The sequence below is a fragment of the Paenibacillus algicola genome (genome assembly GCF_005577435.1).
GTDB classification, from domain to species: Bacteria; Bacillota; Bacilli; order Paenibacillales; family Paenibacillaceae; genus Paenibacillus_AQ; species Paenibacillus_AQ algicola.
In genome coordinates this window covers 3,268,088-3,293,079 of record NZ_CP040396.1, presented here as the reverse complement: position 1 = coordinate 3,293,079, position 24,992 = coordinate 3,268,088, and the positions used below count along the sequence as shown (strand labels likewise).

At 50.2% G+C, this 24,992-nt stretch carries 25 protein-coding genes, 1 tRNA gene and 1 pseudogene; 22 read left to right on the top strand and 5 right to left on the bottom strand.

Annotated elements, in window-relative coordinates:
• Positions 1-107: 107 nt before the first annotated feature.
• The 12 genes from trmL (at position 108) to E6C60_RS15435 (ending at position 12,771) form a co-directional block, all read left to right on the top strand.
• Positions 108-572, top strand: a complete 465-nt coding sequence (gene trmL, locus E6C60_RS15490; RefSeq protein WP_138226667.1) for a tRNA (uridine(34)/cytosine(34)/5-carboxymethylaminomethyluridine(34)-2'-O)-methyltransferase TrmL — start codon at positions 108-110, stop codon at positions 570-572.
• A gap of 225 nt (positions 573-797) precedes the next feature.
• Positions 798-899, top strand: a complete 102-nt coding sequence (locus tag E6C60_RS15485; RefSeq protein WP_138226666.1) for a TasA family protein — start codon at positions 798-800, stop codon at positions 897-899.
• A 545-nt stretch (positions 900-1,444) separates the two neighbouring features.
• Positions 1,445-3,805, top strand: coding sequence for a glycoside hydrolase family 2 protein (locus E6C60_RS15480; RefSeq protein WP_138226665.1), 2,361 nt, complete (start codon positions 1,445-1,447; stop codon positions 3,803-3,805).
• A gap of 60 nt (positions 3,806-3,865) precedes the next feature.
• On the top strand, positions 3,866-4,963 hold the full coding sequence (locus E6C60_RS15475) for a CoA transferase (protein ID WP_138226664.1): 1,098 nt from the start codon (positions 3,866-3,868) through the stop codon (positions 4,961-4,963).
• 41 nt (positions 4,964-5,004) lie between these two features.
• Entirely contained in the window at positions 5,005-6,153 is a 1,149-nt protein-coding gene (locus E6C60_RS15470) for a CaiB/BaiF CoA transferase family protein (RefSeq protein WP_138226663.1), read from the top strand.
• A gap of 19 nt (positions 6,154-6,172) precedes the next feature.
• Positions 6,173-7,351, top strand: coding sequence for an ABC transporter substrate-binding protein (locus E6C60_RS15465; RefSeq protein ID WP_138226662.1), 1,179 nt, complete (start codon positions 6,173-6,175; stop codon positions 7,349-7,351).
• Positions 7,348-8,523: a CaiB/BaiF CoA transferase family protein gene (locus tag E6C60_RS15460; RefSeq protein WP_138226661.1), complete on the top strand. Its 1,176-nt coding sequence runs from the start codon at positions 7,348-7,350 to the stop codon at positions 8,521-8,523. Before E6C60_RS15465 ends, E6C60_RS15460 begins: the two co-directional genes overlap by 4 nt.
• 4 nt (positions 8,524-8,527) lie before the next feature.
• On the top strand, positions 8,528-9,301 hold the full coding sequence (locus E6C60_RS15455; protein ID WP_138226660.1) for an enoyl-CoA hydratase/isomerase family protein: 774 nt from the start codon (positions 8,528-8,530) through the stop codon (positions 9,299-9,301).
• Between the two features lie 200 nt (positions 9,302-9,501).
• A complete protein-coding gene (locus tag E6C60_RS15450) occupies positions 9,502-10,974 on the top strand; it encodes an alpha-L-fucosidase (RefSeq protein ID WP_217496342.1) in 1,473 nt (490 codons plus the stop codon).
• 172 nt (positions 10,975-11,146) lie between these two features.
• A complete protein-coding gene (locus tag E6C60_RS15445; RefSeq protein WP_175415330.1) occupies positions 11,147-11,536 on the top strand; it encodes a ZIP family metal transporter in 390 nt (129 codons plus the stop codon).
• Positions 11,537-11,572: 36 nt separating this feature from the next.
• Positions 11,573-12,319 (top strand): GTP pyrophosphokinase, encoded by a 747-nt coding sequence (locus E6C60_RS15440; protein ID WP_138226658.1) that lies wholly within the window; start codon positions 11,573-11,575, stop codon positions 12,317-12,319.
• 197 nt (positions 12,320-12,516) lie between these two features.
• A complete protein-coding gene (locus E6C60_RS15435) occupies positions 12,517-12,771 on the top strand; it encodes an AbrB/MazE/SpoVT family DNA-binding domain-containing protein (protein WP_138226657.1) in 255 nt (84 codons plus the stop codon).
• Positions 12,772-13,075: 304 nt separating this feature from the next.
• Here the strand turns inward: E6C60_RS15435 and E6C60_RS15430 are convergent, their stop codons facing one another.
• Both E6C60_RS15430 and E6C60_RS15425 read right to left on the bottom strand, forming a co-directional pair.
• Positions 13,076-14,143, bottom strand: coding sequence for a phosphodiester glycosidase family protein (locus E6C60_RS15430; protein WP_407669167.1), 1,068 nt, complete (start codon positions 14,141-14,143; stop codon positions 13,076-13,078).
• 8 nt (positions 14,144-14,151) lie between these two features.
• On the bottom strand, positions 14,152-14,562 hold the full coding sequence (locus tag E6C60_RS15425) for a hypothetical protein (RefSeq protein WP_175415329.1): 411 nt from the start codon (positions 14,560-14,562) through the stop codon (positions 14,152-14,154).
• A 376-nt stretch (positions 14,563-14,938) separates the two neighbouring features.
• Here E6C60_RS15425 and E6C60_RS15420 point away from each other — a divergent pair, with 376 nt between their 5' ends.
• Positions 14,939-15,595 (top strand): response regulator transcription factor, encoded by a 657-nt coding sequence (locus E6C60_RS15420; RefSeq protein ID WP_138226655.1) that lies wholly within the window; start codon positions 14,939-14,941, stop codon positions 15,593-15,595.
• Positions 15,596-15,684: 89 nt separating this feature from the next.
• Entirely contained in the window at positions 15,685-16,896 is a 1,212-nt protein-coding gene (locus tag E6C60_RS15415; protein WP_138226654.1) for an aminotransferase-like domain-containing protein, read from the top strand.
• 12 nt (positions 16,897-16,908) lie between these two features.
• On the opposite strand, the gene E6C60_RS15410 is transcribed toward E6C60_RS15415, so the two are convergent.
• The gene (locus tag E6C60_RS15410; protein WP_138226653.1) at positions 16,909-17,652 is read right to left on the bottom strand and encodes a DUF2161 family putative PD-(D/E)XK-type phosphodiesterase; all 744 of its coding nucleotides are present in this window, start codon (positions 17,650-17,652) and stop codon (positions 16,909-16,911) included.
• A 282-nt stretch (positions 17,653-17,934) separates the two neighbouring features.
• Between E6C60_RS15410 and E6C60_RS15405 the strand changes: the two are divergent.
• Positions 17,935-18,798 (top strand): annotated as a pseudogene (locus E6C60_RS15405) (protein prkA); the annotation flags it as partial.
• Between the two features lie 15 nt (positions 18,799-18,813).
• Here the strand turns inward: E6C60_RS15405 and E6C60_RS15400 are convergent.
• Complete coding sequence (locus E6C60_RS15400; RefSeq protein WP_138226652.1) at positions 18,814-20,457, bottom strand: recombinase family protein; 1,644 nt, start codon at positions 20,455-20,457, stop codon at positions 18,814-18,816.
• Positions 20,458-20,948: 491 nt separating this feature from the next.
• Between E6C60_RS15400 and E6C60_RS15395 the strand changes: the two genes are divergently transcribed.
• Positions 20,949-21,020: transfer RNA gene (locus E6C60_RS15395), tRNA-Gly, on the top strand.
• Positions 21,021-21,059: 39 nt separating this feature from the next.
• On the opposite strand, the gene E6C60_RS21000 is transcribed toward E6C60_RS15395, so the two are convergent.
• Positions 21,060-21,203: a hypothetical protein gene (locus tag E6C60_RS21000; RefSeq protein ID WP_175415328.1), complete on the bottom strand. Its 144-nt coding sequence runs from the start codon at positions 21,201-21,203 to the stop codon at positions 21,060-21,062.
• Positions 21,204-21,305: 102 nt separating this feature from the next.
• On the opposite strand from E6C60_RS21000, the gene E6C60_RS15390 reads away from it, so the two are divergent.
• The 6 genes from E6C60_RS15390 to E6C60_RS15365 all read left to right on the top strand — a co-directional run bounded on the left by E6C60_RS15390 (position 21,306) and on the right by E6C60_RS15365 (position 24,932).
• A complete protein-coding gene (locus E6C60_RS15390; protein ID WP_138226651.1) occupies positions 21,306-21,593 on the top strand; it encodes a YjcQ family protein in 288 nt (95 codons plus the stop codon).
• Between the two features lie 19 nt (positions 21,594-21,612).
• Positions 21,613-21,849, top strand: coding sequence for a hypothetical protein (locus tag E6C60_RS15385; protein ID WP_138226650.1), 237 nt, complete (start codon positions 21,613-21,615; stop codon positions 21,847-21,849).
• A 47-nt stretch (positions 21,850-21,896) separates the two neighbouring features.
• Positions 21,897-22,628 carry a hypothetical protein gene (locus E6C60_RS15380; protein WP_138226649.1) on the top strand — a complete coding sequence of 244 codons (732 nt, stop codon included), beginning with the start codon at positions 21,897-21,899 and terminating at the stop codon, positions 22,626-22,628.
• Positions 22,629-23,828: an SGNH/GDSL hydrolase family protein gene (locus tag E6C60_RS15375; protein ID WP_138226648.1), complete on the top strand. Its 1,200-nt coding sequence runs from the start codon at positions 22,629-22,631 to the stop codon at positions 23,826-23,828.
• Between the two features lie 10 nt (positions 23,829-23,838).
• Entirely contained in the window at positions 23,839-24,507 is a 669-nt protein-coding gene (locus E6C60_RS15370) for a helix-turn-helix domain-containing protein (RefSeq protein ID WP_138226647.1), read from the top strand.
• A gap of 188 nt (positions 24,508-24,695) precedes the next feature.
• Complete coding sequence (locus tag E6C60_RS15365; RefSeq protein ID WP_138226646.1) at positions 24,696-24,932, top strand: hypothetical protein; 237 nt, start codon at positions 24,696-24,698, stop codon at positions 24,930-24,932.
• Positions 24,933-24,992: the final 60 nt, after the last annotated feature.

Here is a 24,992-nt window from a genome sequence, read left to right as displayed (position 1 = left end):
ATGAAAGAGAAGAGCCTTCTCTGCTAATGGCAGCAGGAGGCTCTTTTTTCATGACAGAATGCGTTATAATAAACAAAAATAGACGATAAGGTGGTTAGACAGCACATATGGCATTACACATCGTACTCGTGGAGCCGGAGATTCCGGCTAACACAGGAAATATCGCAAGAACCTGCGCGGCAACCGGGATTCATCTGCATCTGGTGCGTCCGCTGGGATTTAATACGGACGACAGAACACTGAAGCGGGCCGGACTGGATTACTGGTATGCCGTCAATCTGGAGTACCATGATTCCTTTGCGGAGCTGCAGGAGAAATATCCGGATGGCCGATATTTCTTCTCGACCACCAAGGCGAAGAAGCGCTATACCGACGTTCAGTTTCAGGACGGTGACTTTCTAGTGTTCGGGAAAGAAACCAAGGGATTGCCGGAGGAGCTGCTGGCAGCTAACCGGGAGCATTTGATCCGCATGCCCATGACAGACAAGGTCCGTTCTCTGAATCTGTCCAACTCCGCAGCCATTGTCGCCTTCGAGGCCCTGCGGCAGCTGGATTTTCCGGGTATGGAGTAAAGGAAGGAAGCATCTCCAACGGTGGTTGGGGGTGCTTTTTTTAGTAGCTGCTTAGAACGGGATGACGTTTTTAGTAAAAGAACAATGGCGAAGCCGGACAATACACGTATGAATCAACTGACCAAAGTAAGCGGTGAAGGAAAGAAGTCGCTATGCTTATAGTGGGGACGGTTATTTTCTTGAAATCAATAAACAGTAAGTCGATTTCTAAAGGAGGATTTTGTAGTGAAGAAAAAGATGCTATTGTCTGTGTCATCTGCTGTTTTAGGAATTTCTCTAATCTTCGGTGGAGTCTATGCTTATGGTTCAGGAAAGATATCTTGGTAATCGGGCAGAACGTTGCAACTGATGTTGCTCCCAAGAATGTAAATGGTAGAGTTTTAGTGCCGATCAGTACAGTTTCGGCAGTTGTTTAACGAGGCAGCTCACTTGAGTGAGGTAGGAAGCAAAAAATAAAGACATGGTGGAGTCAGGGAGGTGATCCCAGCATCATGGGCAGATAAAATTGATCCATGGAGTATTGAATGTACAAATGAAACCGCTCTTTTTTAGATGGTTGCTAGACACTTCCATTCTATCAAAGGGCGGTTTCTTTGTGTTACCTATGTTTTGGGGGATGGATATGCATTAAGCAGCGGAGAGGACGAAAAGATTCCGGACCAGCGGTAGCGGTCGCCTTTGACCCCGAATTTCTCCCTTGAACGATTTATTATTTTGGGACCAACGTCAATGCACAAAAACAGCATTGACGACCACTAGGTTCAGCAGTATAATCATTTAAAAATGGAACAGTATTCCGAAAAGAATATTATTTTGTTTTTTTATGGTTATTAGTTTTGATTTTTAAATTATATCATAGTGGAGGTCGGAAGATGTCTCGAATCGTAAAGGATTTAAGCGGCAAGCTGTGGCAAATGGAAAAAATGAGAGTTGGTGAAGGAGAGCGGGAAGGATTTCATATCCTGCCTGCGGAACGTCAAGGCGTCATCTTCAGCTGGAATTATGCGAGCGTTCCTGGGGATGTGTATACCGATCTTCAGCGTGCAGGTGAATTGGAAGATCCCTATTATGGGCGCAATATGCATAAAGCGAAATGGGTACAGGAATATGAATGGTGGTATATTCGCAGCTTCAACGTTTCTCCGGAAATGAAGGGGAAGAAGATTCACCTGGAGTTCGAAGGCGTTGATTATAGCTGCACCGTGTGGCTGAATGGTCAGCTGCTGGGAAGTCATGAGGGTATGTTCTCCCCATTTTCTTTCGAGGTCAGTGAGTTTCTGAATTTTGATCATTGGTCGGGCGGCTCGAATCAGCTCGCTGTCAAGCTGGACCCGCCTCCTAAGAATTTCCGCAACGTGGGCGGCAAGAAAGTGAATTTCTCCGGTGATTATTTTACGGGCCTGGTGCCCTTCGGGATCTGGCGTCCGGTACGCCTGATTGCAACAGACCATGTACGCATCGTGAACTATCGCAGTGAGTCGGAGCTGAAAGAAGGAGGCGCTGCTGTTCATTTGCAGATTGAACTGGACAATATGACGGCAGAGTCTCAAACGGTTCAGATCGAGGTTGCAATGAAAGGCCACAACTTTGATTCAGACACCATCACTCAGACGGTGGAGGTAGAGGTTCCCGCCGGCACTCAGATGGCCAATGCCGTTGTGGACGTTTCAGACGCGAAGCTGTGGTGGCCTTGGGACATGGGAACGCCGAATCTGTATCATCTGGAAATGAAGGTGCTGAGTAACGGCACGGTGCTGGATCGGGTAGAGGATGTAATCGGGATTCGGACCCTTGAAATGGAGAAGAACCCGGGCTTCACGGATGAGGAATGTGAATACCCATGGACCTTTGTAATTAATGGAAAACGTCAGTTTCTGCGCTCTGCATGCTGGGGTGGACAGCCGTCCTTTTTCTACGGCCGAAACAGCACGAGCAAATATGAGCATCTTCTGACTCAGGTGAAGGAAGCTAACATAAACAATCTGCGAATTTTCGGCTGGCACCCGCCAGAGATTCCGACCTTCTATAAGCTGTGCGACGAGCTCGGTATTACCGTATGGACGAACTTTACGTTCTCTACACAAGCGTTTTCCAATGATCCCGCATTTGTAGAATCTGTAGAGAAGGAATGTATTGAGATTGTGAAGCTGCGGCGCAATCATCCTTCAAATATTTTTTGGATGGGCGGAGAAGAGGTGTTCTTCACAGACGCTCACATCGAAAGTGGTAACAAAGAGCTGATGGAGGCAATTGGGGCAGCCATTGGAGATTACACATCGACGCCTTACGGACTGGCATCCCCGCTCAGCAATGAGTTCGGCCAGAGCATGGGCTTCAAGCCTAAAGAGTCACAGCATGCGAATGACCATTACTACGGCGGCGGCCACAGTTTTATGGAGGAATATTATCCGGCTCTGGATTGCTCCATCATTCCTGAATTAACGGCTGCATCGGCCCCATCGATCGAGAGTCTCAAAAAATTCATTCCGGAAAATGAGCTATGGCCGATGGGACCCAGCTGGGGCTATCATTGGGCAGATATTCATATCCTTCAAGGACTGAATATCGAGGTGTTCGGAGACAAAAGAATGGATTCTCTGGAGCAGTTTGTAGAATCGACTCAGGTTGCGCACGGAACGATTTTGCAATTTGCGCTTGAGCTGTACCGTCGACGGAAGCCGCGGATGAGCGGGGTATCTCTTTGTCACTTCATTACACACTGGCCAGACATCAAGTGGGGCCTGATTGACTATTACGGTCAGAAGAAGATTAGCTTTGATTATGTAAAGAGAAGCTACCAGCCGCTTCTTCCAAGCTTGGCCTTCACTAAGAGAAGATGGAATCCGGGCGAAGCCTTCCAAGGCGAGCTGTGGATCGTTAATGATTATCATGAGGCTTATCATGATGCGGTGCTGGAATGGACGTTAGCAGATGCTGGAGGCGAGGTTGTCAAAAGTGGGATTCTACACGCTTCCGTGGCTTCCAACAGCTCCGCCCGATTCGGCGAGATTGACTGGAAGGTCCATGCAAATGCTGCAGGCCAGTTCACGATTACACTTACGCTGAAGCAAGGCGGCGTGGAATTAGCCAGCAATGAATATCTGCTGCTGATCGGTGATCAGGCAGAAGCAAAGCGTCAATGTCTCAAGCATCTCCAGGAGAGCAATACGCTGCGTGAAGAATACGGACATAGCTATTATCGATATAACCCGGAGCTCTGGGAACTAGAATAGCTGCGGGTAACATAGCATGATCAACAAAATACGACCGCATTATCGCTAAGGAGGGATCCATTGCTTCCTTTAGAAGGGATACTCGTTGTGGAGCATAGTATGGGGCTCGCTGGACCCTTTGCCGGCGTAAGACTCGCGGATCTTGGAGCCCGTGTCATCCGGATTGAGCAGGCAGAGGAAGGCTCACTGCCTCTGATCAGCTTGTATCGTAACAAGGAACGCTTTCTGTACAATGCTGCCTGTGACCAGGATACCCGCAAGCTGAACCAGCTAATTGCTGCAGCTGATATTTATTTAGACGGTCCTTCTCTTCAGGCGTTACCTTTCGGAGGGGCTTCCAGGGAGAAGTGGCGCTTTAATCATCCCCAGCTCATTCACGCTATGATTACGAGCTGCGGTGGCCGGGACGTGGAAGACACCAAGGCCTATGATGACCTTTTTATTCAGGCCTTGACCGGTATGCCTTGGCTCAACGGGAATGCAGATGATCCACCAATTCCCTTTCCGCTGTCCACGGTAGAAATGTTTGCAAGCGCTAATCTCGTGCAGGGGATTCTGGCTGCGCTTGTACATCGTGCCCATACCCGCTCTGGGATGCTCGTTGAGGTTAGCCTGCTGGAATCTGCGATTGATGTTCAGTTCGAGGTGCTGACTACGCACTTGAATGATGGCGGACTGCAGCCGCAAAGAAGTGCTGTCAGCAATGCGCATGCTTACCTTGCAGCGCCTTACGGAGTGTATGAGACGAGTGACGGATATTTGGCGCTGGCCATGGGCTCTGTATTAGAGCTGGGAAAGCTGCTGCACTGCGATGCATTAGCGAAATATAAAGATCCTGCGAGCTGGTTTGTTCATCGGGACGAAATCAAGCTTAATCTGACGGAGCATCTCAAGAGCAGGCCTGCTTCGGCCTGGGAGAAGGATTTGGAAGCTGGCGGGTACTGGTGTGCTGAGGTGCAGACTACTCAGGATCTTCTTCAACATGAAGGGTTTCGGGCTCTGCAGCATCTGCAGCAGATTGAGGTGGAGGATCAGGGCTTATTTGTAACTCCACACTGCCCGATAAAGATCGACAGCACTCACCTGAACAGTCGCCGCGGCATTCTCCGGGCCGGTGAGGATAATGCAGCCATTGAAGAGGAATTCAAGCTGATTTAGCTGCGTCACCGCAGAATACCATGAAGCGAGAGTGAAGTGTCATGATGCCAAGACCGTTAGAAGGCTTGCTTGTGCTGGATTTCAGTCAATTTCTTTCGGGTCCATACGCCGGGCTGCGATTAGCTGATTTAGGCGCGAGAGTCATTAAGATTGAACGCACGGACGGCGGAGATCTATGCAGAAGGCTGTACATATCCAACCTAGAGCTGGACGGTGACAGCACGCTGTTTCATTCCATTAATCGAAATAAGGAGAGCTACGCGGTGGACTTGAAGTCGGAAGCAGGCAAGATCAAGGTGCGCAAGCTATTGCAGCATGCGGACATCATGATCCAGAACTTTCGACCAGGTGTCATTGAAAAGCTGGGGTTCGGGTATGAAGAGGCCAAGCAGATCAACCCGCGGCTCATTTACGGCTCCATTAGTGGATACGGAAAAGAAACACCTCTGCGGAGCAGACCCGGACAGGATTTGCTGCTGCAGGCGCTGACCGGACTTCCGTGGCTGCATGGCGGCAATCACCGGCGGCGGCCAATCCCGTTTGGCTTGGCAATAGCAGATATGATAAGCGGTGCACATCTGGTTCAGGGCATTCTGGCGGCTCTAGTAAGACGATCTGCTCAAGGTAAGGGTGCGCTGGTGGAGGTCAATATGCTGGAGTCTACGCTGGATGTGATGCAGGAGGTATGGGATGAGCTGTGGATGCCAGCCGCCCATGCTCATGCATCCTCGGGGCGGATTCAATTCAGGCGGACTGTCAAAGGGCTGTATCCAACAGCAACGGAATATATCGCTCTAAAAGATATGCCTTTAGAGGTGCTCGCGGCTGCACTTGATGTGGAGCTGGCATCCTCGATGAGCGGAGATGAAGCGGTCATCTTCATGCAAGAGCGGCTGTTGACACAGCCTGCAGACTACTGGGTGGATATCTTCATAAAGCATGGCATTGCCTGTGAGAAGCTGCTGAACTGGGAGCAGCTGCGGAGCCAAGACGTATTTCACAAGCTTCAGATGACGCAAAACATAAAGAGAGATCCTGACATCGACATGATCGCATTAGCGTGTCCTATTCGATTCAATGGGTATCGCCTCCAATACGCCAAAGGGGCTCCACGGATTGGAGAGCATAATACTTGGATCGAATCTCAAGCGTGTTCTCTGAATACAGCTGACCATCATCGTAATATTTGAGTAAAGAGAAGGTGCTGATATGCAATTAAAAGGAATGACCTGGTCTCACGAGCGAGGCCTAAACCCGCTGCTGGCCGCCTCCGAAGCATTCCGCAAGCTGGAGCCTGACGTTGAAATACAATGGGACGCCCGTTCTCTGGCGGACTTTGAGCTTTATCCGCTGGAGCTGCTGGCAGAAACCTATGATCTCATCATGATTGATCATCCCCATATCGGGACGGCTGTGGACAAAGAGCTCCTGCTGCCCTTGAATGATCTCATGGAAGCCTCGTTTCTGCAGGATCAGGAGCTTCACTCCACGGGTCAAAGCTATGCCAGCTATACGTATGAAGGAAAGCAATGGGCGCTGCCTGTAGATGCAGCAGCTCAAGTGAGCGCTTACCGCCAGGACCTGCTGGATAAGGCAGGACTGGAGCCGGCTCGTAGCTGGGAGGATGTTCTCACCCTGGCCAGGACGCTGCCGAAGGGGCAGCAGATCGGTCTGCCGCTTGTGCCGGTACATGCCTACTCCACCTTTTTCACATTGTGTGCCCAGCTGTCAAACCGGGCGTACTGGAGTGAGGGGCTGGATCTTCCATTAGAGGTTGGCATACAGGCACTGGAGCTCATGGAAAGCTGGATGCCTTATGTACACCAAGAGTCTCTCTATCAGGATCCCATCCAGATGCTGGACCGAATGGGGAGCAGTGAAGAGATCGCCTACATTCCGCTCATTTACGGCTACTCCAACTATGCAAGGGCAGGCTTCAGGCCATTTGTGACGAGCTTCGGAAATATTCCATCGGATCGCAGCAACCCTTGCGGCAGTATGATCGGCGGCGTAGGGCTTGCCATCTCTTCACAATGTCAGTATGCCGAGCTTGCGGCAAAATTTGCTGACATGGTTGCGTCTGCGGATTTTCAGCGGACTTCATTTTTTCAACATGGAGGTCAGCCGGGCCACCGGATGGCATGGCTGGACCCGGAGGTGAACCGGCTGTCCGGCGATTTTTTCAAAAATACGCTGGATACCTTAACCCATGGCTCCATGAGGCCTCGATATCCCGGATATATCGACTTTCAGGAGCAGGCCGGACATTTGATTCGTAATCGACTGATTAGTGCAATGCCAGACCGAAGCACCGTGATTCAAGCCTTGAATGAAATGCAGCGGCAAAGCAGGGGGAATGATGCAAGAGTCAGGGGGGAAATGAGATGAAGCTGCTGGAAGGCATTGTTGTATTGGATTTCAGTCAATATCTTGCAGGTCCTGTATCTGCGCTGCGCCTAGCAGATTTGGGAGCACGCGTTATTAAGATCGAGAGACCGAATGCAGGGGATGGCAGCCGTCAGTTAACCCTGTCGAATCTGCGGGTCGACGGTGAGAGCACGGTGTTTCAATCCATGAATCGGAACAAGGAAAGCTATGCCGCTAACCTCAAGGATCCAGACGATCTGGCCAAAATAAAGAAACTGATTCAGCAGGCGGATATCATGATTGAGAACTTTCGTCCCGGCTCGATGCACAAGCTTGGTCTCGATTATGAGTCGGTGAAGGCATTAAATCCCGGTATTATTTACGGAAGCATTACCGGCTATGGCACAGAAGGTCCCTGGAAGAACAAGCCGGGGCAGGATCTGCTCGTACAGTCGATGTCCGGTCTGACCTGGCTGAATGGAGACGGAGATCAGCCGCCCGTTCCTTTTGGCCTCGCGACCATTGATCTTCATACAAGCTCCATGTTTGTTCAAGCCGTGCTCGGACTGTTGTACCAGCGCGAAAAGACCGGTGTCGGGGGGCAGGTGGAAATCAGCCTGATGGAGGCTGCCCTGGATTTCCAGTTTGAAGTGTTGAGCGCTTATATAAACAAGGAGCCCAGAGAGCTTCAAGGACGCAGTCAGTTCCGCAATGCCCATGCTTATTTAGGCGCACCGTACGGTATTTACGAAACACAGGATGGTCACCTTGCTCTGGCTATGGGCTCGATAATCGCTTTAGGTGAGCTGTTGGGGCGTGCAGATCTGCTGCAATACACCGACCAGACCTCCTGGTTTCATGAACGGGATGAAATCAAGCAGCGATTGAATGAGCATCTAAAGACGAGAACGACACAGCACTGGCTGGATATTCTGGAGCCGGCTGATTATTGGTGTGCGGAAGTGCTGGATTGGGAGCGGGCTCTCCAGCATGAGGGTATTCAAGCCCTGGACATGTTTCAGGAGGTCGTAAGGCCGAGCGGTGCTGTGTTTAAGACGACCCGATACCCCGCAAGAGTGAACGGCCATCTGCTCAAGCATGGCAAGGGCGCGCCTCCAATCGGCGAAGACACGTCTGCTATTAATAGAGATTTTGGTCTTGAACGCGCAGCAGAAAACGCTGGCGGGAGCTAGGTCGATGGAGCATTCGGGGATCAGATATGAGCTGTCCAATCACATCGGAACGATTACTCTAGACAGACCCGGGAAGCTGAATACGGTCACCCGGGCGATGGGGATACGCCTTAACGAGCTTTGCCAAGAGATCAATCAGGACCAGAACGTCAGGGTCGTCGTGCTGACAGGGGAAGGGGAAAAGAGCTTCTCAGCGGGCAGCGATATTGAGGTGCTGGACGATTACGGAAGTCCCTGGGAGCTGAGCAATCGCGAGGATTATTGCATGGCCGTTCGCAGCATTCGCAAGCCAGTGATAGCGATGATCCGTGGATATGCTATTGGCGGAGGGCTGGAGCTTGCCTTGCATGCAGACATCCGGTACGCCTCCTTAAGTGCCAGGTTCGGCGCGGGGGAAATCAAGCTGGGCTGGATTGGAGGCAGCGGGAGCACACAGCTGCTTCCTCGTATTGTGGGTCCGGGAAAAGCAGCTGAAATGGTGCTGACAGGCAGGCTGCTAAGTGCCGCAGAGGCCTTGAGCTACGGCTTAGTGGAGCAGGTTGCAGAGCAAGGGGAGTTGCAGAAGCTGGTCTATGAAACGGCTGAAGCCATTGCCGCCCACAGTCCTATTGCGGTCCAGCATGCCAAGCTCGCGCTGCGCGCAGCGATGAACATGCCGCTGGATGCCGGATTGCAATATGAGAACAGCCTCTTCTCCTTCTGCTTTACCACAGAGGATGCACAGGAGGGCAAGGCGGCTTTTCAAGAGAAGAGGGCTCCAAAGTTTAAAGGGTGTTGAGTGCTGAGAAATGAAATGCTGGATATATTCATGAAATGAAGCCTGTGGTCCTATGGGACTGCAGGTTTTTTAATGAGTCTAGAAAGTTGCAGTCAGGCTATGACGCAAAAAGTCGTGATTTGCATACTGGAGGTCGATATTGATCCTTATCTATGAAGCTCTATCACGTTATGATGTGCAAAAGGAGTGAATGAATGATCATGATAAACATACAGCAGATCGATAAGGTCATAAACCAGGGGCCGTTTCAGGACAATTGGGAATCCTTGAGCAGCAATTCCATACCGCAATGGTACAAGGATGCCAAATTCGGTGTTTTTATTCACTGGGGAGTATACTCCGTTCCCGCTTACGGGAATGAATGGTATGCTCGGGAAATGTACTTGAAAGACAGTGCGAATCGGGAGAATAAACAGGTGGTGAGCATTTTTGATCATCACCTTCAGACTTACGGGCCGCAGCATGAATTCGGATATAAGGATTTCATTCCCCTGTTTAAAGCAGAGAAGTTTGACCCCATGGCATGGGCAGCACTATTCAGCAAAGCGGGAGCACGATATGTAATGCCTGTTGCTGAGCATCATGATGGCTTCCAAATGTATAACAGCAAACTGTCGCCATGGAATGCCGTGCAGATGGGACCGCAGCGGGACGTGATCGGGGAACTGAAGAACGCTGTAGAAGCTAAGGATATGAATTTTGCGGTCTCTTCACATCGGGCCGAGAACTGGTGGTTCTTTGACGGGGGCATGGCGTTTCAATCTGACGTACAGGATGACAACTACCGGGGCTTATACGGACCGGCACAGCCGCGAGACCCGGAATGGACCATTCACGGGGAAGGGCCTGACGAGGCCTTCCTTACCGATTGGCTGCTTCGCACCTGTGAGCTTGTGGATCTCTATCAGCCCTCAATTGTATGGTTCGATTGGTGGATCATGAACGTCCGCTTCAAGCCGTATCTCAAAAAGTTTGCTGCGTATTACTACAACCGCGCTGCCCAATGGGGAAGTGAGGTTGCAATCAATTACAAGCTGGACGCCTTTATGCACGGGACGGCAGTCTTTGACATTGAGCGGGGGCAACTGAATGATATTCGGCCTCAGCTTTGGCAGACAGACACCTCGGTCGCGCGTAACTCCTGGTCGTACAGCGTGAACAATCAATATAAGGACCCCGCAGACATCGTATGTGATCTGATCGATATTGTAAGCAAGAACGGCTGCTTGTTATTAAATGTGGGACCCAAGGCAGATGGAACCATCCCGGAGGAGGATGAGTCGATTCTGCTCGCTATAGGTGAATGGCTGGCGGTGAACGGAGAAGGCATTTTTGATACTACTCATTGGAAAATCTATGGGGAGGGCCCCACACAGTCGGGCGAAGAGATGCACACGGAAGGGAATCGCAGTCCCTACACGGAAAAAGATATCCGCTTTACCTTCAAGGGAGGGACGTTATACGCCTATGTCTTGAAGCTGCCAAGCCATGGAGAAGTGGTCATATCATCCTTATCTCTGGATTCACGGCATTTTCGGAGCGTGATTAAAAACGTAGCCGTGCTGGGACAAGGAGGTGTGGCATGGCAGCTTTCTGAGGATGGTCTTGTGATCGACACCTCCAATATCCCACCCACCCCATATCCGGTAGGCTTTGCAATCACGATGGATTAACGGCTGCGGCCACGGAAGAGGTCCTTTTACGGTATGGAGCCAGGCGCAGAGCATAAACAAAAACAAAATCTGATTCAAAAGGCTCAAGGCGAGATCTCTCATCGAATTGGTGTTGTAGCGACTCCATCTTTCATGAGTAGGTCTTCCTTTTGCTATAAACACAGGTAGTGTGATGGATGCCATTCCGGAATCAATTATGCTCGGTGCCAGTCTTTTGACAGGGAATGGAGTCAGTATCGTTCTTGCTGTTTCCATTTTCCTAAGCAATATTTCAGAAGGAATATCCAGTACAGACGGCTTAGTCAAAAGTGGATTTTCCCGCCGCAAAATCCTGTTGATGTGGGGCGCTGTGTTCCTGTGTGCCTCTTTATCCTCCATGGGAGGATTTTTGTTTCTTGAACAGCTCACAGATGAAATGGAGGCCGTCCTGGGAGCTTTAGCGGGAGGAGGTATCATTGCCATGATCTGCTCCACGATGATGCCTGAAGCATTTGAGGAGGGGAGGGCCTCTAGTAAGAACCGCACCTGTCTCATTTCAGTATTGGTGCGGTTTCTTATATAATAGTATCAAACGGATCAAGGAAGGAAGAGCTGTATCATGAATGCACCGTATCCCATCGACCAATTCAAGAAATTTAAATATGACATTACGCGATTTCTAATGACGTATAAATTTGCACTCGATCACATGGAGACGAAAATTGATGTGCTGAAGGAGGAATTTCAGTCCCTCCATGACTACAATCCGATCGAGCATACCAAGTCCAGGCTCAAGACCCCGGAGAGCATCATGAACAAAATGTTCCGCAAAAACCACGAGCTCTCCTTCGACAGCATCAAGCATCACATCAAGGATATCGCCGGGCTCCGGATCACCTGCTCCTTCATTTCCGACATCTATCGTGTCCAGGAGCTGCTGTGCGGGCAAAGTGATCTGCGGGTGCTGGAGGTCAAGGATTATATCAAGAACCCGAAGCCTAATGGCTATCAGAGCCTGCATGTTCTGGTTGATGTTCCGGTCTATATGTCCGATGGTGAGCAGCGGGCCTGTGTAGAAATTCAGATTCGTACGATTGCGATGGATTTTTGGGCTTCCTTGGAGCACAAAATATTTTATAAATACAACAAAGAGGTGCCGGAGCGGCTGACCCAGGAGCTGAAATGTGCCGCAGACGCCGCGAATGCACTGGATCTTCAGATGGAGCGGCTGCACCGTGAAATCCAGGAGATTAAGGATGCGGATGATGCGGCAGAGCAGGAGCTTCAGCGAATCGTCATCCAGAATCAGCAGTTTGCGCTTCCGAGCAACCTTCTCAAGCTGCTTGGCGGCGGGGGAGGAGACTAAGATCTTCTGGCAGCCTCGGCCGAGCTTGCCCCGAAACAGTTTCTTGCATTCAACAGAGGGAAAATCCTAAAAAATTTATGTTTTATTAAAAAACTAGCAGGATTCGACAATATGTTATCGAACTATTATACTAGGTCTATAAGATCATATTGTCGGTATACTTAGAATTTGTTGAATGAAAGAGGTGTTTCAATCGTATGAAGCCGGCCGGTGTTGTACGTAAAGTGGATCAGTTGGGGAGAATTGTGCTGCCAAAGTCTCTGCGTAAGAGATATCAGATGAATGAAGGAGACCCTGTCGAAATTCTGGTTCAGGGTGACCATATTATTCTGGAGCGCTACCGCCCGAAATGTGTATTCTGCGGCTCGATGGATGGAGTCAGCGAGTTCAAGGATCGTTATATCTGCTCTTCCTGCATGAATGAGATGACCCAGCTTCCGAAGCACGGTTAATAGAGCAGCCACGGCACCGCAGAAGCGGTGCTTTTTTATATATAAGGGCCTGAAATAACCGCTCCATGACATGAAAAAAGCTTCCCCGAATGAGGAAGCCGCGCCTTACAGGCCATTGGTTTTGTCTTCATTGTATGCGGCGGTCAGAATACCGACGGTATACAGTGCAAACACCAGCATGATAATCCAGAACGTTAATGAAAAGGACATTTAAGGCCACCTCCTGCTAAGCTACTCTCTATTATACCCAGCATGCCCCAAAAAAGAAATGGCAATATGCATGCAAGTTCATGCCACATGTGTTCTATTTAAAAAAGAGAAAGTGTGTCGGTACCGGGCGAAGCTGTCCATCCGAAGGTCGGTTAACTACCCGGCCGTTCAGAATGAGGGAGGAGGAGCCTCCTCCATCCAGATTGTAAGCGTCCTTCACGCCGAGCTGCTCCAGCTTTCGTTGAAGCTCCTGCAGGGTTGCACCTGAATTTCCGGTTTCATTATATCCTTCCGTGACGAGAATCAGTAGCTGATCATCCTTGTAGTTGCCAATCACAGTGCGCGGCGCGCGCGTAGGATCGGTCTTCCACTTCGCCGGAATTGGCGTTTTCACCCCGTTTTTCATAAGGACAGGCACAAAGGTTGCGCCATATTTCGGCTTCAGTCGATCCAGCTCATCCCGGCTCTTGAACTTCCCGCCGATGAGCTTGCCGTCTTCATTCAAGCCGACAAAGGCAAGATCCTTGAAGCTGGGCTGAAATCCGGTAACATAGCTTCCGTTGATGAAGGTGGTGCTTAAAGGGTGGCGTCCGCCATTACCGTCCGCATACCCGCCAGCATTAATGCCGGCCACCGCTCCATGATTTCGTACCGCCTGCAGGGTGGTGATGGCTTTGCCCGGCTGGCCGTTGCCGAGAACCATGGTCATGGCGTTCGGATCCTTCAGCTTGATCTTCAGTGCATGTCCCTGATAATAGCCCGGATTCACTTTATACAGCTCCAGCGTGATCCGTTCGGTATTCACCGTTTCGATGGGACGCCCCAGCTTGCTCGTAATCCGGCGGTTATAAATGTATTCCGGTAATCCAGCCTGAGACTCCGCCTGGGCCCGGATGCTGTTCATGGCAGAGGTGGTCTGACGATATAGCTGACCTGTTCTTTCAATAGAAGCAATCGTCTGATCGACTGTAGCACTGGCAAGCTCCAGCCCTCGGCTGACGTTTCCGGTCTGCGTCTCCAGGCTCTGCTGCGGAGTATAGCTCGAAATATCCAGCTGCAGCCGCGGAGGCTCGCTCAAGAGCCAGATGCTCAGCCCGATCCCGATAAAAGGGGCCAGCACCAGCAGGAACAACCGGTTGACTTGCTTGGGTGTCATCTGAATCATAGATCTCATTTCAACAGCTCCAGCTTCTTCTCCAGCTTGGAGAGCTGCTGCCTGACATCATTCAGCTGTGTATACAGCTTGTTGCTATTGTCCGTCTCCCCGGTGGCCTGATCCTTCGTAAAGGTAAGCAGCTCATTAAACGACTGCACCTTGCTGTCAATCTCACTCATCTGTGCTGAAAGCTCTGCAAAACGGCTGTCGTACTGAGCTTTCAATGCTGCCATTTCTCGCTGTGTATCCTGTTGAAGCCCCAGCATCATCTCCTGCTGCAGATGATTACTGTAATAGTAGGCGGCAGCCACTCCCGCTCCGATCATGAATAGCCAAAACAACCAAAAGTAACGCGCTTTCGGGCTCTTTCTGGAAGCTTCGCGGGATGGATAGGGAGATTCATTCTCTGTTTGCAGTATTGGCATCTCTTCACCCCTTGTAATTCCTATCAATTTTTCCAATCATCATTCTATCACGCGTGCATATATTTCGCAAAGACGAACAAAAAATGACATTTGACGAAAAAGAGATTGCCTATAATAACAAGAATAGGATACAATCTGTATAGATTTGCTAGCAAAGAGAGATACATATAAGCCATTTGCCATGTTATAGATGCATGAACTGAGCCTAATGCCTTACTCTGCCTGCGCTGGATAGGATCTCTTTGTGTCTGATACGCCAAAGCGGGAAACAACCGGAATTCGTGCGAAGTTAGCTCGGAGTTCTGCTGGTTTTAGGGCACACTACATTGTTTAACGAAAATTACCACGTGTTGAAACAGGAAACAGGGGGGTTAACATGAGTCAGGTTTGGAAGATCGCCATCATTGGAAGTCATCCTACGAGTATGCTGGGCACCAAGTTGATTCTGGAGGAACAAAAGGACTTGCAGGTGATCGGAATGATACAGAATGGCCAGGAGGGTGTGAAATTTGTCGAAGACCACAGGCCGAATCTCGTGCTGCTGGATTATCGTCTGGGCGAGCAATCCGCAGAGCAGGTGCTGGAGCAAATGAAGCAGGTGTCTCCACAAAGTCATGTCGTGATGATGACCGATCATGATGGCTTATCGCTTCTCCAGGGCCTGATCAGCCGGGGGGCAAGCGGGATGCTGTCCAAGCAGGCATCGCCCTTTCAGCTCATTCATTTGATTGCCGGCCTGCGCGAAGATGTCACTGCACTGCCTTTGGAGTGGGTCAAGCAGGCAATCTGGCCGCTCCCTGCCTCGCCAATCGCCGAGGGCAATCTGCCGTTAACTGAAACAGAGACCTTCATTATGGAACGAATCGTGCAGGGCATTACGTATGATAAAATCGCAGTTGAAATCGAGGTCAGCCGCCGTTCTATCGACAACTATCTGCGTAAAATTTACGTCAAGCTGGGTGTGAATACGAGAGCTCAAGCGATCGAGAAATACGCTCTTTACACCCGCAAGGGGCGACAGCAGTATGCCTAGGTGCTTCACTGAGTTATAATCTGGAAGGTCCGAGAATAGTCTTAGTGGGTGTGATATTCACGTATTCACGGATGAAGGAGGAGGCCTAGATGCAGTATTCCTTTGCTTCCCGTACACATTCTCTACTAACCTCCCCGCTGCGCAGTGTCCAGAAGCTTGCGAAGCGGGATTCTTTGATTTCTCTGGCGGAAGAGCTGCCAGCGGAGGAGCTGTTTCCGGTATCCGCCTTGGCGGAGGCCGCCGGCTCTGTGCTTTCCGCCGATCCCCGCTCCCTGCAATACGGGGAGGCGGAGGGCTACGGACCGCTGCGGCAGTGGCTCAGCGAGAGCTGGAGCCGGCGCAAGGGACTACATATGGAGCCGGACCGCATTCTGCTGACGACGGGAACCCAGCAGGCGATGGATCTGCTGGTCCGCTCCTGCACGAACCCCGAAGACACCGTACTGGTCGAGAATCCGACATCGCCGGGCCTCCTGCAGGTGCTGCGCCTTCATGGTGTCCGCATGATCCCCGTTCGAAGCGACCATGACGGCGTGCTGCCGGAGCAGCTGGCCGAGCTGCTGCTTAAGCATCAGCCGAAGCTGTTCTTTGCGGCCCCGAACTTCAATAATCCGACAGGTGCCCTCTGGTCGCTGGAACGGCGCCTTGAGGTGCTCAAGGTTATCGCCGGAACTTCTCTGCTGGTCGTAGAGGATGATTCCCTCGGCGAGCTTTGCTTTCCCGGCAGTCCTGCGGCCCAGCCTCTTCCGCCGCTGGCGGCGCTGGAGGAAAGGCAGGGCGAGCAGGTGCTGTATGTCGGCTCCTTTAGCAAGACGGTGGCGCCGGCGCTGCGTACGGGCTGGGCAGCGGGGCCAAGCGAGGTCATCTCCATGATGACGGCTGTCAAGCTTATGGCAGACTGGCAGTCCAGCATGCTCATCCACCGGATGCTGCATCATTTGCTGTTATCCCGGCACTTCCATCTGGAGGAGCATCTCAGCGCTCTGAACCGGGAGTATGTCACCCGCCTGAAGCTGATGGATCAGCTCCTGCGGCGCAGTGCCTGGAGCGGTGCTTCCTATGAGCTGCCGAAGGGCGGCATGTTCCTGTGGGTCAGGCTGCCGGGCGGACTGAGCGGCGATGTCCTCCTCAAGGCTGCGGCCTTGAAGGGGGTCAGCTTCCTGCCGGGCTCCATGTGCTCGCCGGACGGAGAGAATCATGATTATATCCGCCTGAATTTCACCCATCCCGGCCGGGATGAGCTCATGCTCGGCATGAATCTGATCAGCGAAGCGCTGAGAGAGTTTACGGCCCGCAGCTAGACATCAGAGAAATCAGGTCTTCGGGGCAGGGAGCACCGCAGCATACTTGTCCAGCGCCGCAAAGCCTTCGGAGCTCAGGACGTACCGGCCCCGGCCAGTCCGCTCAAACCACCCGTAATAATTGCGCTGCAATATAGCGGCGGCATTCCCGATGCCGCTCGCCTCTTTGGCCGCCGCCGGAGATGTCCCCTTCAGGCTGTCTGCCGCGCCCTCTGCATGGGCATTCAAGGCGGCAACGGCCTGCGCGACGCGCAGCGCCTTCTCGCGGTAGGCGGTAATCAGCTTGGCGCGCGTGACGCCGCCGGTGTTATAATCTCCGCTCCGCTCGTGAAACTCCAGCAGCAGCCGGTCCCGCTTGCGGACAGAGCCCCGCGTGGACGGAGGCTCCTCGGCAGGACGGCACAGCTTCTCGACGAAGGGCGGCTTTGTTTTGTAGAAGGTGACCGTCACGAGCCCCAGTCCCAGCCGCCGGCACAGAGCCGTAAGCTCGCCCCAGCGCTGGTTGACGGCCCCCTTCTTGGCGCGGGACTTCTCCACCGCCAAATACACAAACGGACTCATCTTCAGACGTTCGATGCCCTGCAGCAGCAGAGCGAGGTTGAACGTTTTTTTCATTTCTACAATGAGCAGCTCCTCGCTGCCTTCCTTTATGCCCACCAGATCACAGTGGCGTACCTCACCCTTGACAGCATACCCTTCTTCCTCAAAAAAAGCCTTTAATGGAGCATACAGCTCGGCTTCGTGCTGAATCGCCATGGCTTCTCTCCTTTATGTCCATACATAGTCTGTTTAGGCCGCTTGCGCCGCGAATTATTTGTTCCATCAGTATAACATGCAGGGAACAGGTGCGCGTCTCCTTGCCGCAAATTCGGAGGCTCTAGGCGAAAAAAGAGCGGCTTTCCTATGAAATGAGGTCAACTATTCCGCGCCTGCCGCATAGGTATGTAATACACTTTTTTCGGTGGCTGAAGGCGTGAAGGAGTCTTGGGAAGCGAAAAGAACCAATCCTCAAAGTATGAAGTCATAGGAGGTCATGGGATGGATATTTTTGAACGCATCGCATCGTATCAGGCAGAAAGCGACCGCTTGGCATGGAAAGGTACATTCAAAGATTATATAGAATTGTTGAAAACAAACCCGGCGCCGGCGAAGACTGCTCATGCGCGGGTCTATGACATGATTGAATCCTACGGCGTGGAGGAGAGCGGCGGACGCAAAAAATACAAGTTTTTTGAGCAGGAAATCTTCGGGCTCGATCGTGCGGTGGAAAAGCTTGTGGAGGAATATTTTCATTCTGCGGCCCGGCGTCTGGACGTTAGAAAACGGATTCTTTTGCTGATGGGACCTGTCAGCGGCGGCAAATCGACACTCGTTACGCTGCTAAAGCGGGGACTGGAGAAGTATTCACGAACGCCCGGCGGTGCAGTATATGCGATTGCGGGCTGTCCCATGCACGAGGAGCCGCTGCATCTGATCCCGCTAGAGCTAAGGCCCGAGGTGGAGCAGGAGCTCGGCGTCAGAATTGAAGGCAATCTCTGTCCCTCCTGCCAGATGAGGCTAAGAACCGAATACGGCGGTGACATCCAGTCTGTGATGGTAGAGCGCGTGCTGATCTCGGAGGAAGGCCGCACCGGCATCGGCACATTCAGTCCTTCCGATCCCAAATCACAGGACATTGCCGATCTGACGGGCAGCATTGATTTCTCAACGATTACTGAATTCGGCTCGGAATCAGATCCAAGGGCGTACCGCTTTGATGGAGAGCTGAACAAGGCGAACCGCGGCCTGATGGAATTTCAGGAGATGCTGAAGTGTGACGAGAAGTTTCTGTGGAACCTGCTGTCCCTGACACAGGAGGGCAATTTCAAAGCCGGCCGCTTTGCACTGATCAGCGCGGATGAATAGTAGGTGTCATCATCATACCAAAATTACAGAATCAGTCAATCCCTTTTTAAATACGGGATAAATATTATACTTTGATGGTATTCTGCCGCGTCCACGCTCGATCAATTCGATCGTTACGTGCTCGAATACACTCCGCATTATGCGATTCCTATCTGACTTATCCTCGGCCTCTGCATAGGCATCGAGAAGCGAATTAAGGTTTGTTCTTACGACATCCACATCAATTTTGTATTCTTTGGACTCGGGCTTTTCGCTGTTATACTTCTTTTCAAGTTCCGACAATTCCGCAAGCCCTTTATCGATCTCAGCTTTACGCTCATCAAACATTTCATCAGTATATCGACCGGACTCATATTTTTCAAAGATGAAATTCATTCGGTTTTTGAGTTCCTTGGCTCGCTGCTCAATATACTCGTTTACATCTGGAATAAAATTGTTTTGCTGTCCATCCTGCGCCAGATTGGCCACCAATTCTTCTCGCAGTCTATCTGCTGATAAATCTTTGAAATACCGGAGAACGTCTAACAGGTCTTCCTCTACAGATCGATATTTCACAAATGTGCAGCCAGGTCGAGTACACCATAGGAATTCCTTATGATACTCTACCACATCACCGGTTTGCTTTTCGTATTTTTGTACGCTGTATTGTCGAACCATTCTCCCGCCGCATTTGTAGCACACACATAGACCGGCCAATTCACAGGGAGAGAAGTCCATTTTTGTTCTTGGCTTATGCGCGGTGTCATTGATCTTTGCCTGAGCTTTGTCCCATGTTTCCTGGTCTATGATCCGGGGCATCGCATCATGGACGATAATATGCTCTTCCTCAGGCCGAGTCTCAATCTTCCCATTAACGCGCTTGGTGGTTCTGAACTTCAGGATCCCGATAAACCGCTCATTTTGTAGAACGCCCTTTAGATACGTGGGATGCCAGTTCTTTTTGCCTTTAGGCGTGCAGATGACGGTGTGTCGCGATAAATACGTAGCCAGCGCTCTAAAGCTAACATCCCTGCGCTTACCATCTGCACCATCAGGGACGCCATTCACATACAAATCAAAAATTGCTCTAATCTGCTCTGCCTGCTGCTCGTTGATATCAAGCTTTTTAGTGGCAGGGTTGTAGTCGAAACCGAAGGGAGCCTCCCCGGATACCCACTTACCTTCCATGGCGCGGTTAACCCGGCCGCCAAACAGCCTTTCCCTGGTCGTCTCAAATTCCTCTCTGGACATAAATAACTCAAATCTGATTTGTCTCAAATCGGATGGGTTGTTCGGGTCAAAGGTCTTGTATGGCGTGATGATGAATATCCGCTTATCTGTAATAAGATCATAAATAACTCCCATGTCCGTATAAGAACCGCGGCCCATACGAGATATCTCTTTGACTGCAATGGCTTGGAATTTTCCGGACTGGAGGTCCTTGATGACGGTCTGGAAGACGGGGCGGGTGGATATTTTATCTCCGGACCCAACCTCTGATCTCTGGTCGTATGGGATGCCTAGAGGCTCTAGCACGCGGTCCATGAGCTCTTTCTGAGCCTGCAACACATCCTCACCGGTGCGCCGCTCTTGCTCTTCATCAGCTCGTGAACGTCGCAGATAATTGAGGATGCTTTCAATTCCCAAATCCAATAAATCCTGAGCTCTTAATGCCATAATGAGCAAACCTCATTCCTTTTGGTTTTATCATGATCGCGTCTATTATAACCAATCCAAAAGGAGAGCCGCAATGATATCGACGAAAACTCAAAGAAAAAGAAAAGTAATCAAAAAGAATAAATTAAGTAACTATAAATACCTCATTAGGTTTTAGACGTGATATATTTGTAGCATAGGAAATCGAGAAGAGGACACCACAGGGGCATGAATGCTCTGCAGATCGGGTCGGCAGCTGCCGGCCTTTTTTATTGGAGTGGTGTAAAAATCCTTTATCGGTTTTCAGAACATCACCCGACACAACAACCATACCTGTTTGACGGTGGTAGGCGATAAGACGAGCGGCACCAGTTAGCTCCTCGCAATAAGACCTGCAGTAGAGCCGCAAGGGTAGAACAAGCGGGTCAAATGTTCTAAACAAGTTGAAACGCCCCTCTCGGCTGCTGGAGAGCACCTTTTACGTGTCTGAGGTTCGCGAGGGGCGTTTATCTGCGGACATGGTATAAAGGCAGTACCCCAGCCTTCCAAGCTGGAGAAGACGGGTTCGAGTCCCGCTGTCCGCTTTTGGTATGTAAATGTGTCTTAAATAAACAATAGCCCCCTTAACGAGGGGCTATTGTTGGTCCATTCCAATTTTTCAGGTTGAACATCATGTCATTGAACACGTATTCGATAGCAGGCATCACTAACGCGACAAAGATAATTCCCGCAACAACCGCTATTATTCTTTTGGATATAAAGTCCATTTAACACTCTCCTTTCTAACCTTTCTAATCTGGTATTTTCGACATAGTGGAAGGTATTTCCTCCTATGGCGTCGAATGATGATGTTGAGGAGGTGGGTCGATTTGAATAAGGATAAATTACGCTATGCCATCTTGAAAGAAGTTAACGAAGGAAACACTCCGCTTACAGAAGAGGATTTCGATGTAAGTGAAGGTGAGTTTGATGACGCAGTGAATTTTCTATCAAGAGAAAAGTACCTAACAGGATTGTTTTGGGCAGATGACAGACCACATGTCAACAAAATTGGGCCTGAAGTCACCGAACGAGGTGAGAATTACCTGAAAGAAAACAGCATGCTTTCTAAAACATATAGAGGCTTAAAAGAAGTAAGAGAATGGATTAAGCTTTGAGATAAACATCTAAGGGTCGATGCCTGACAAGGGTACTGAGGAGGTGAATGAAATTAGATATAAACATTACTACCTGGTCGAATGGTTCGATAAAGAAGAACTTGTATTAGCAGAAACGACTGAAGAAGCACTGTTATTATTTTTTAATCATCAAAAAGAGGAACGACATAAGAATGAAATGAGGCTTTCATTCGATCCAATGGAATTGAGAGTTAAAAGGTTACAAAGAGAAGACTTATTAATTAAAGCACCCTAAACGGTGCTTTTTCTTTTGCTCAAAAGGGAGGAGGGAGGTGATACAAAGTGATACGAAACCAGTCCATTTATATCGGGCCGACGATACCTGAGCACGGATTATCCTTCGGCCAAGTGTTTTTTAACGGCATCCCGCGCAGGGTGTTCGAGCTGATGCAAACATCAGCAGCGCTCCAGCGGCTGATCGTACCCATTCACCTTCTGTCCATCACCAATCAGCGCACTCGGGTCCAAGGATCGCCAGAGCAAAGAGCATACAGCCTGCTGGCCAGCAGCAGGACCACCAATCAAAATGATGAAGGAGTGACGCATATCATGAGCAGCTCATATTACGAAACGCCGGTACCAGGCCGGCAGTACAATAGTGCAGGACAAATCGTAAACCCGGCTGACGGTGTTGATCCGGACGGAGCTCAAAGGGTGAGGGTGTTGGGAACGGCAGCAGCTCAAACAGTGACGCTGCAGAACAACGCTACGGCTGCCGGCAACGGCACCCCATTCGCTCCGGAGAACAGCAATCATACACTGACGTTTGAGATCACAGGCACCAGCACCAGCCGCACAGTCGTATTCGAGATTGCGGGACCGAGCGGGGTTTACACGCCGCACACCGCTTTTAACGTGACTGATCCGACCAAGTTTGGCACTCAGACCACAGGCGGTAGCAATACAGCTCCAGAGAGCTGGCAGGTTGAGGTTCCGGCAGGGTATTCATTCCGGGCGAGGATTGGCGCAGTAGTTGGTGGGAATGTGGCGGTCAAGGGAAAGGCGGTGGGGTAGGTGAATTTAGGAAGAATAGCGCTGGCATTGGCTATGGATAAACCAAAGGGGCTTGCGTCCGTTGCCTCTCGCGGTAAATGGTATAGCGGAACGTCTGACGGAACAGCCATAGATGTGACATACAGATCGATGCACGAAGCCTTGTGTGACTTAGAATCACTGGTTCTTATGTATGGTAATTTTTATAATGACGGCAGGTCAACAAATTTAGGTGTTCCTAAAATTAATGTATCTATCGATGTAGATGGGGTAACATACCCACTATTTTTTGACAACGGCAATAGTCACAAAACTCTGCCGTTAGGAGCAAGGACCATAACGGATGAAATTAGAATCAGTATTAAAAAAGGTACGAGGTTTTTTGTACGCACTCATGTGCTTCTGAATACAGGAGAAAAACATCCTACCGGACTTACTGTCATTGGAGCGCAGAATCCCGGAGAGGGCCTTATGGAGGGGGATGCTACAGCAGGGACCTTCACAAGTCAGAACAATAACCCAAAGTATGCATACGCACCTTTAGTCATTTTAGGCGAACCAGCGCACAGGGTAAACTTCAAAACGGTCGGTTTTTGTGGTAGTAGTTCGTCCACCGGGGCGGGCCACACCAATACAAGAGTCGATAATTTTCCGGTTGGCGAAGTTGGTTTCATGCAAATCGGAGCTTTAAGAGCTGGGTGGGGATATGTCACAGCAGGGCAGAATGGTCAGAAGGCATCAGATTTCGTTCAGCTTATCAAACGAACTAACCAATTACAAATGTTAAAGAATTGTGATTTGGTAATAGTGCAGTATTCGAGCAATGACCTTGCCGATAGTTCAACCACGTTCGAAGTCTTAAAAGAAAATATCTTGAAGATACACCAAGTGTACTGGAATATGGGCATTCCGACAGCTCAAGTTACTGTTAATCCTAGGACAACATCAACAGATGGATGGACAACACTACAAAACCAAACACCAATCAATGCTAATTTTGCACCAGGGGCGAATAGTGCAAGAGGTAAGTTTAACGCATGGGTTATGAATAATAATGACGGTATTGTAGGTATTGACTGTAACAAAGGATGGGAGTCATCACCAGACAGCGGATTGTGGGCGGTAGATCCGACTCGTACAAGTGACGGAATACATCCTAACAACAACGGACATGGCTTCGTTGCGGCAGATGCAGTCCAGGATTATCTGCTGGCGTTTTAACTGAACAAACGTGGCAACACACCGAGTCAATAAATCAGGCAAAAGAGCCCCGCCCTTCACCCGGATCGTTAACAGCTCGCTGCAGGATGCCAGGCTCTCTTTCAAAGCCCGCGGCTTGCTCGCCTACATGCTGACCAAGCCAGACCATTTCCGCTTCTATCTGGACGAGCTGACCAAGCATACGACCGAGGGTAAGGACAGCATCCGGGCTGCGCTCAAAGAGCTTGAGTCATTCGGCTATATCAAGCGTTACGTCATCAAGGACAGCCGAGGTAAAATCATGTCCTGGGAGATCGATATATACGAGCATCCAGGATCGGGTTTTCCAGTTGTGGAAAATCCAACACTAGTAACGAATGATAAAGTACTAACGAATGATAAAAGATTAAATAAATACATCGCTTTTAAAAACGATGATCATTCCTATATCAAAACGTATCTGAAATACTTCAGTCAGAAGAAAAACAAACAGCATATGAGGATAACGGAAGAGCAGCATCAGATGATCTATGGTCAGATTGAGGAGATCCAATCCGCAGGCATCACCCATGAAGAATGGGAAGCTGAGGTGAGAGATCATTTTGAGACTCTACCGAAGAGCAACAATGGGAATATCATAGCATTCCTGCATGCAGCTCCGAGGAGGTTTGACGTTAATCTGGACATAGGTCACTCATGAGAGTGGCTTTTTTAATTCCATGAGAGGAATGAGAAGAATGCACATCTTCCACAGATGGAAAACGGTGAAGAGATTCAGCATCCACAGGTACCAAGAATGCAGCAAGTGCGGCAAGCGCAGAGTGATCCAGACATTCAAAGGTGGTCATCAGCCGATTGATACGTCATGGCTTAAGGGAGGTACATGGAATGAGTAACCCGAGAAAAGCTAAAGCAGTCGCCCAGGCTGCCAAGGCCATTCACACTGAGCTGCTGAAAGAGTTTGATAAGGAGACAGCGCAGCAGCTGCTGATCGCCTCGATGCCAACGATTACTGAAGATGTGGTCAAGACTACCCCTATCCGCCTGTATGATGGTGGAATTGTTGATCCTAATGAAATGGTTGTATTTGGCGACAATGGACCGGAGAGGATTATTCCTGACTAAAGACAGTAAGGGTGAGTCGGGTCGGTATGCAAAGGAGTTTGAGAAGGCGGCGGCCGAGCT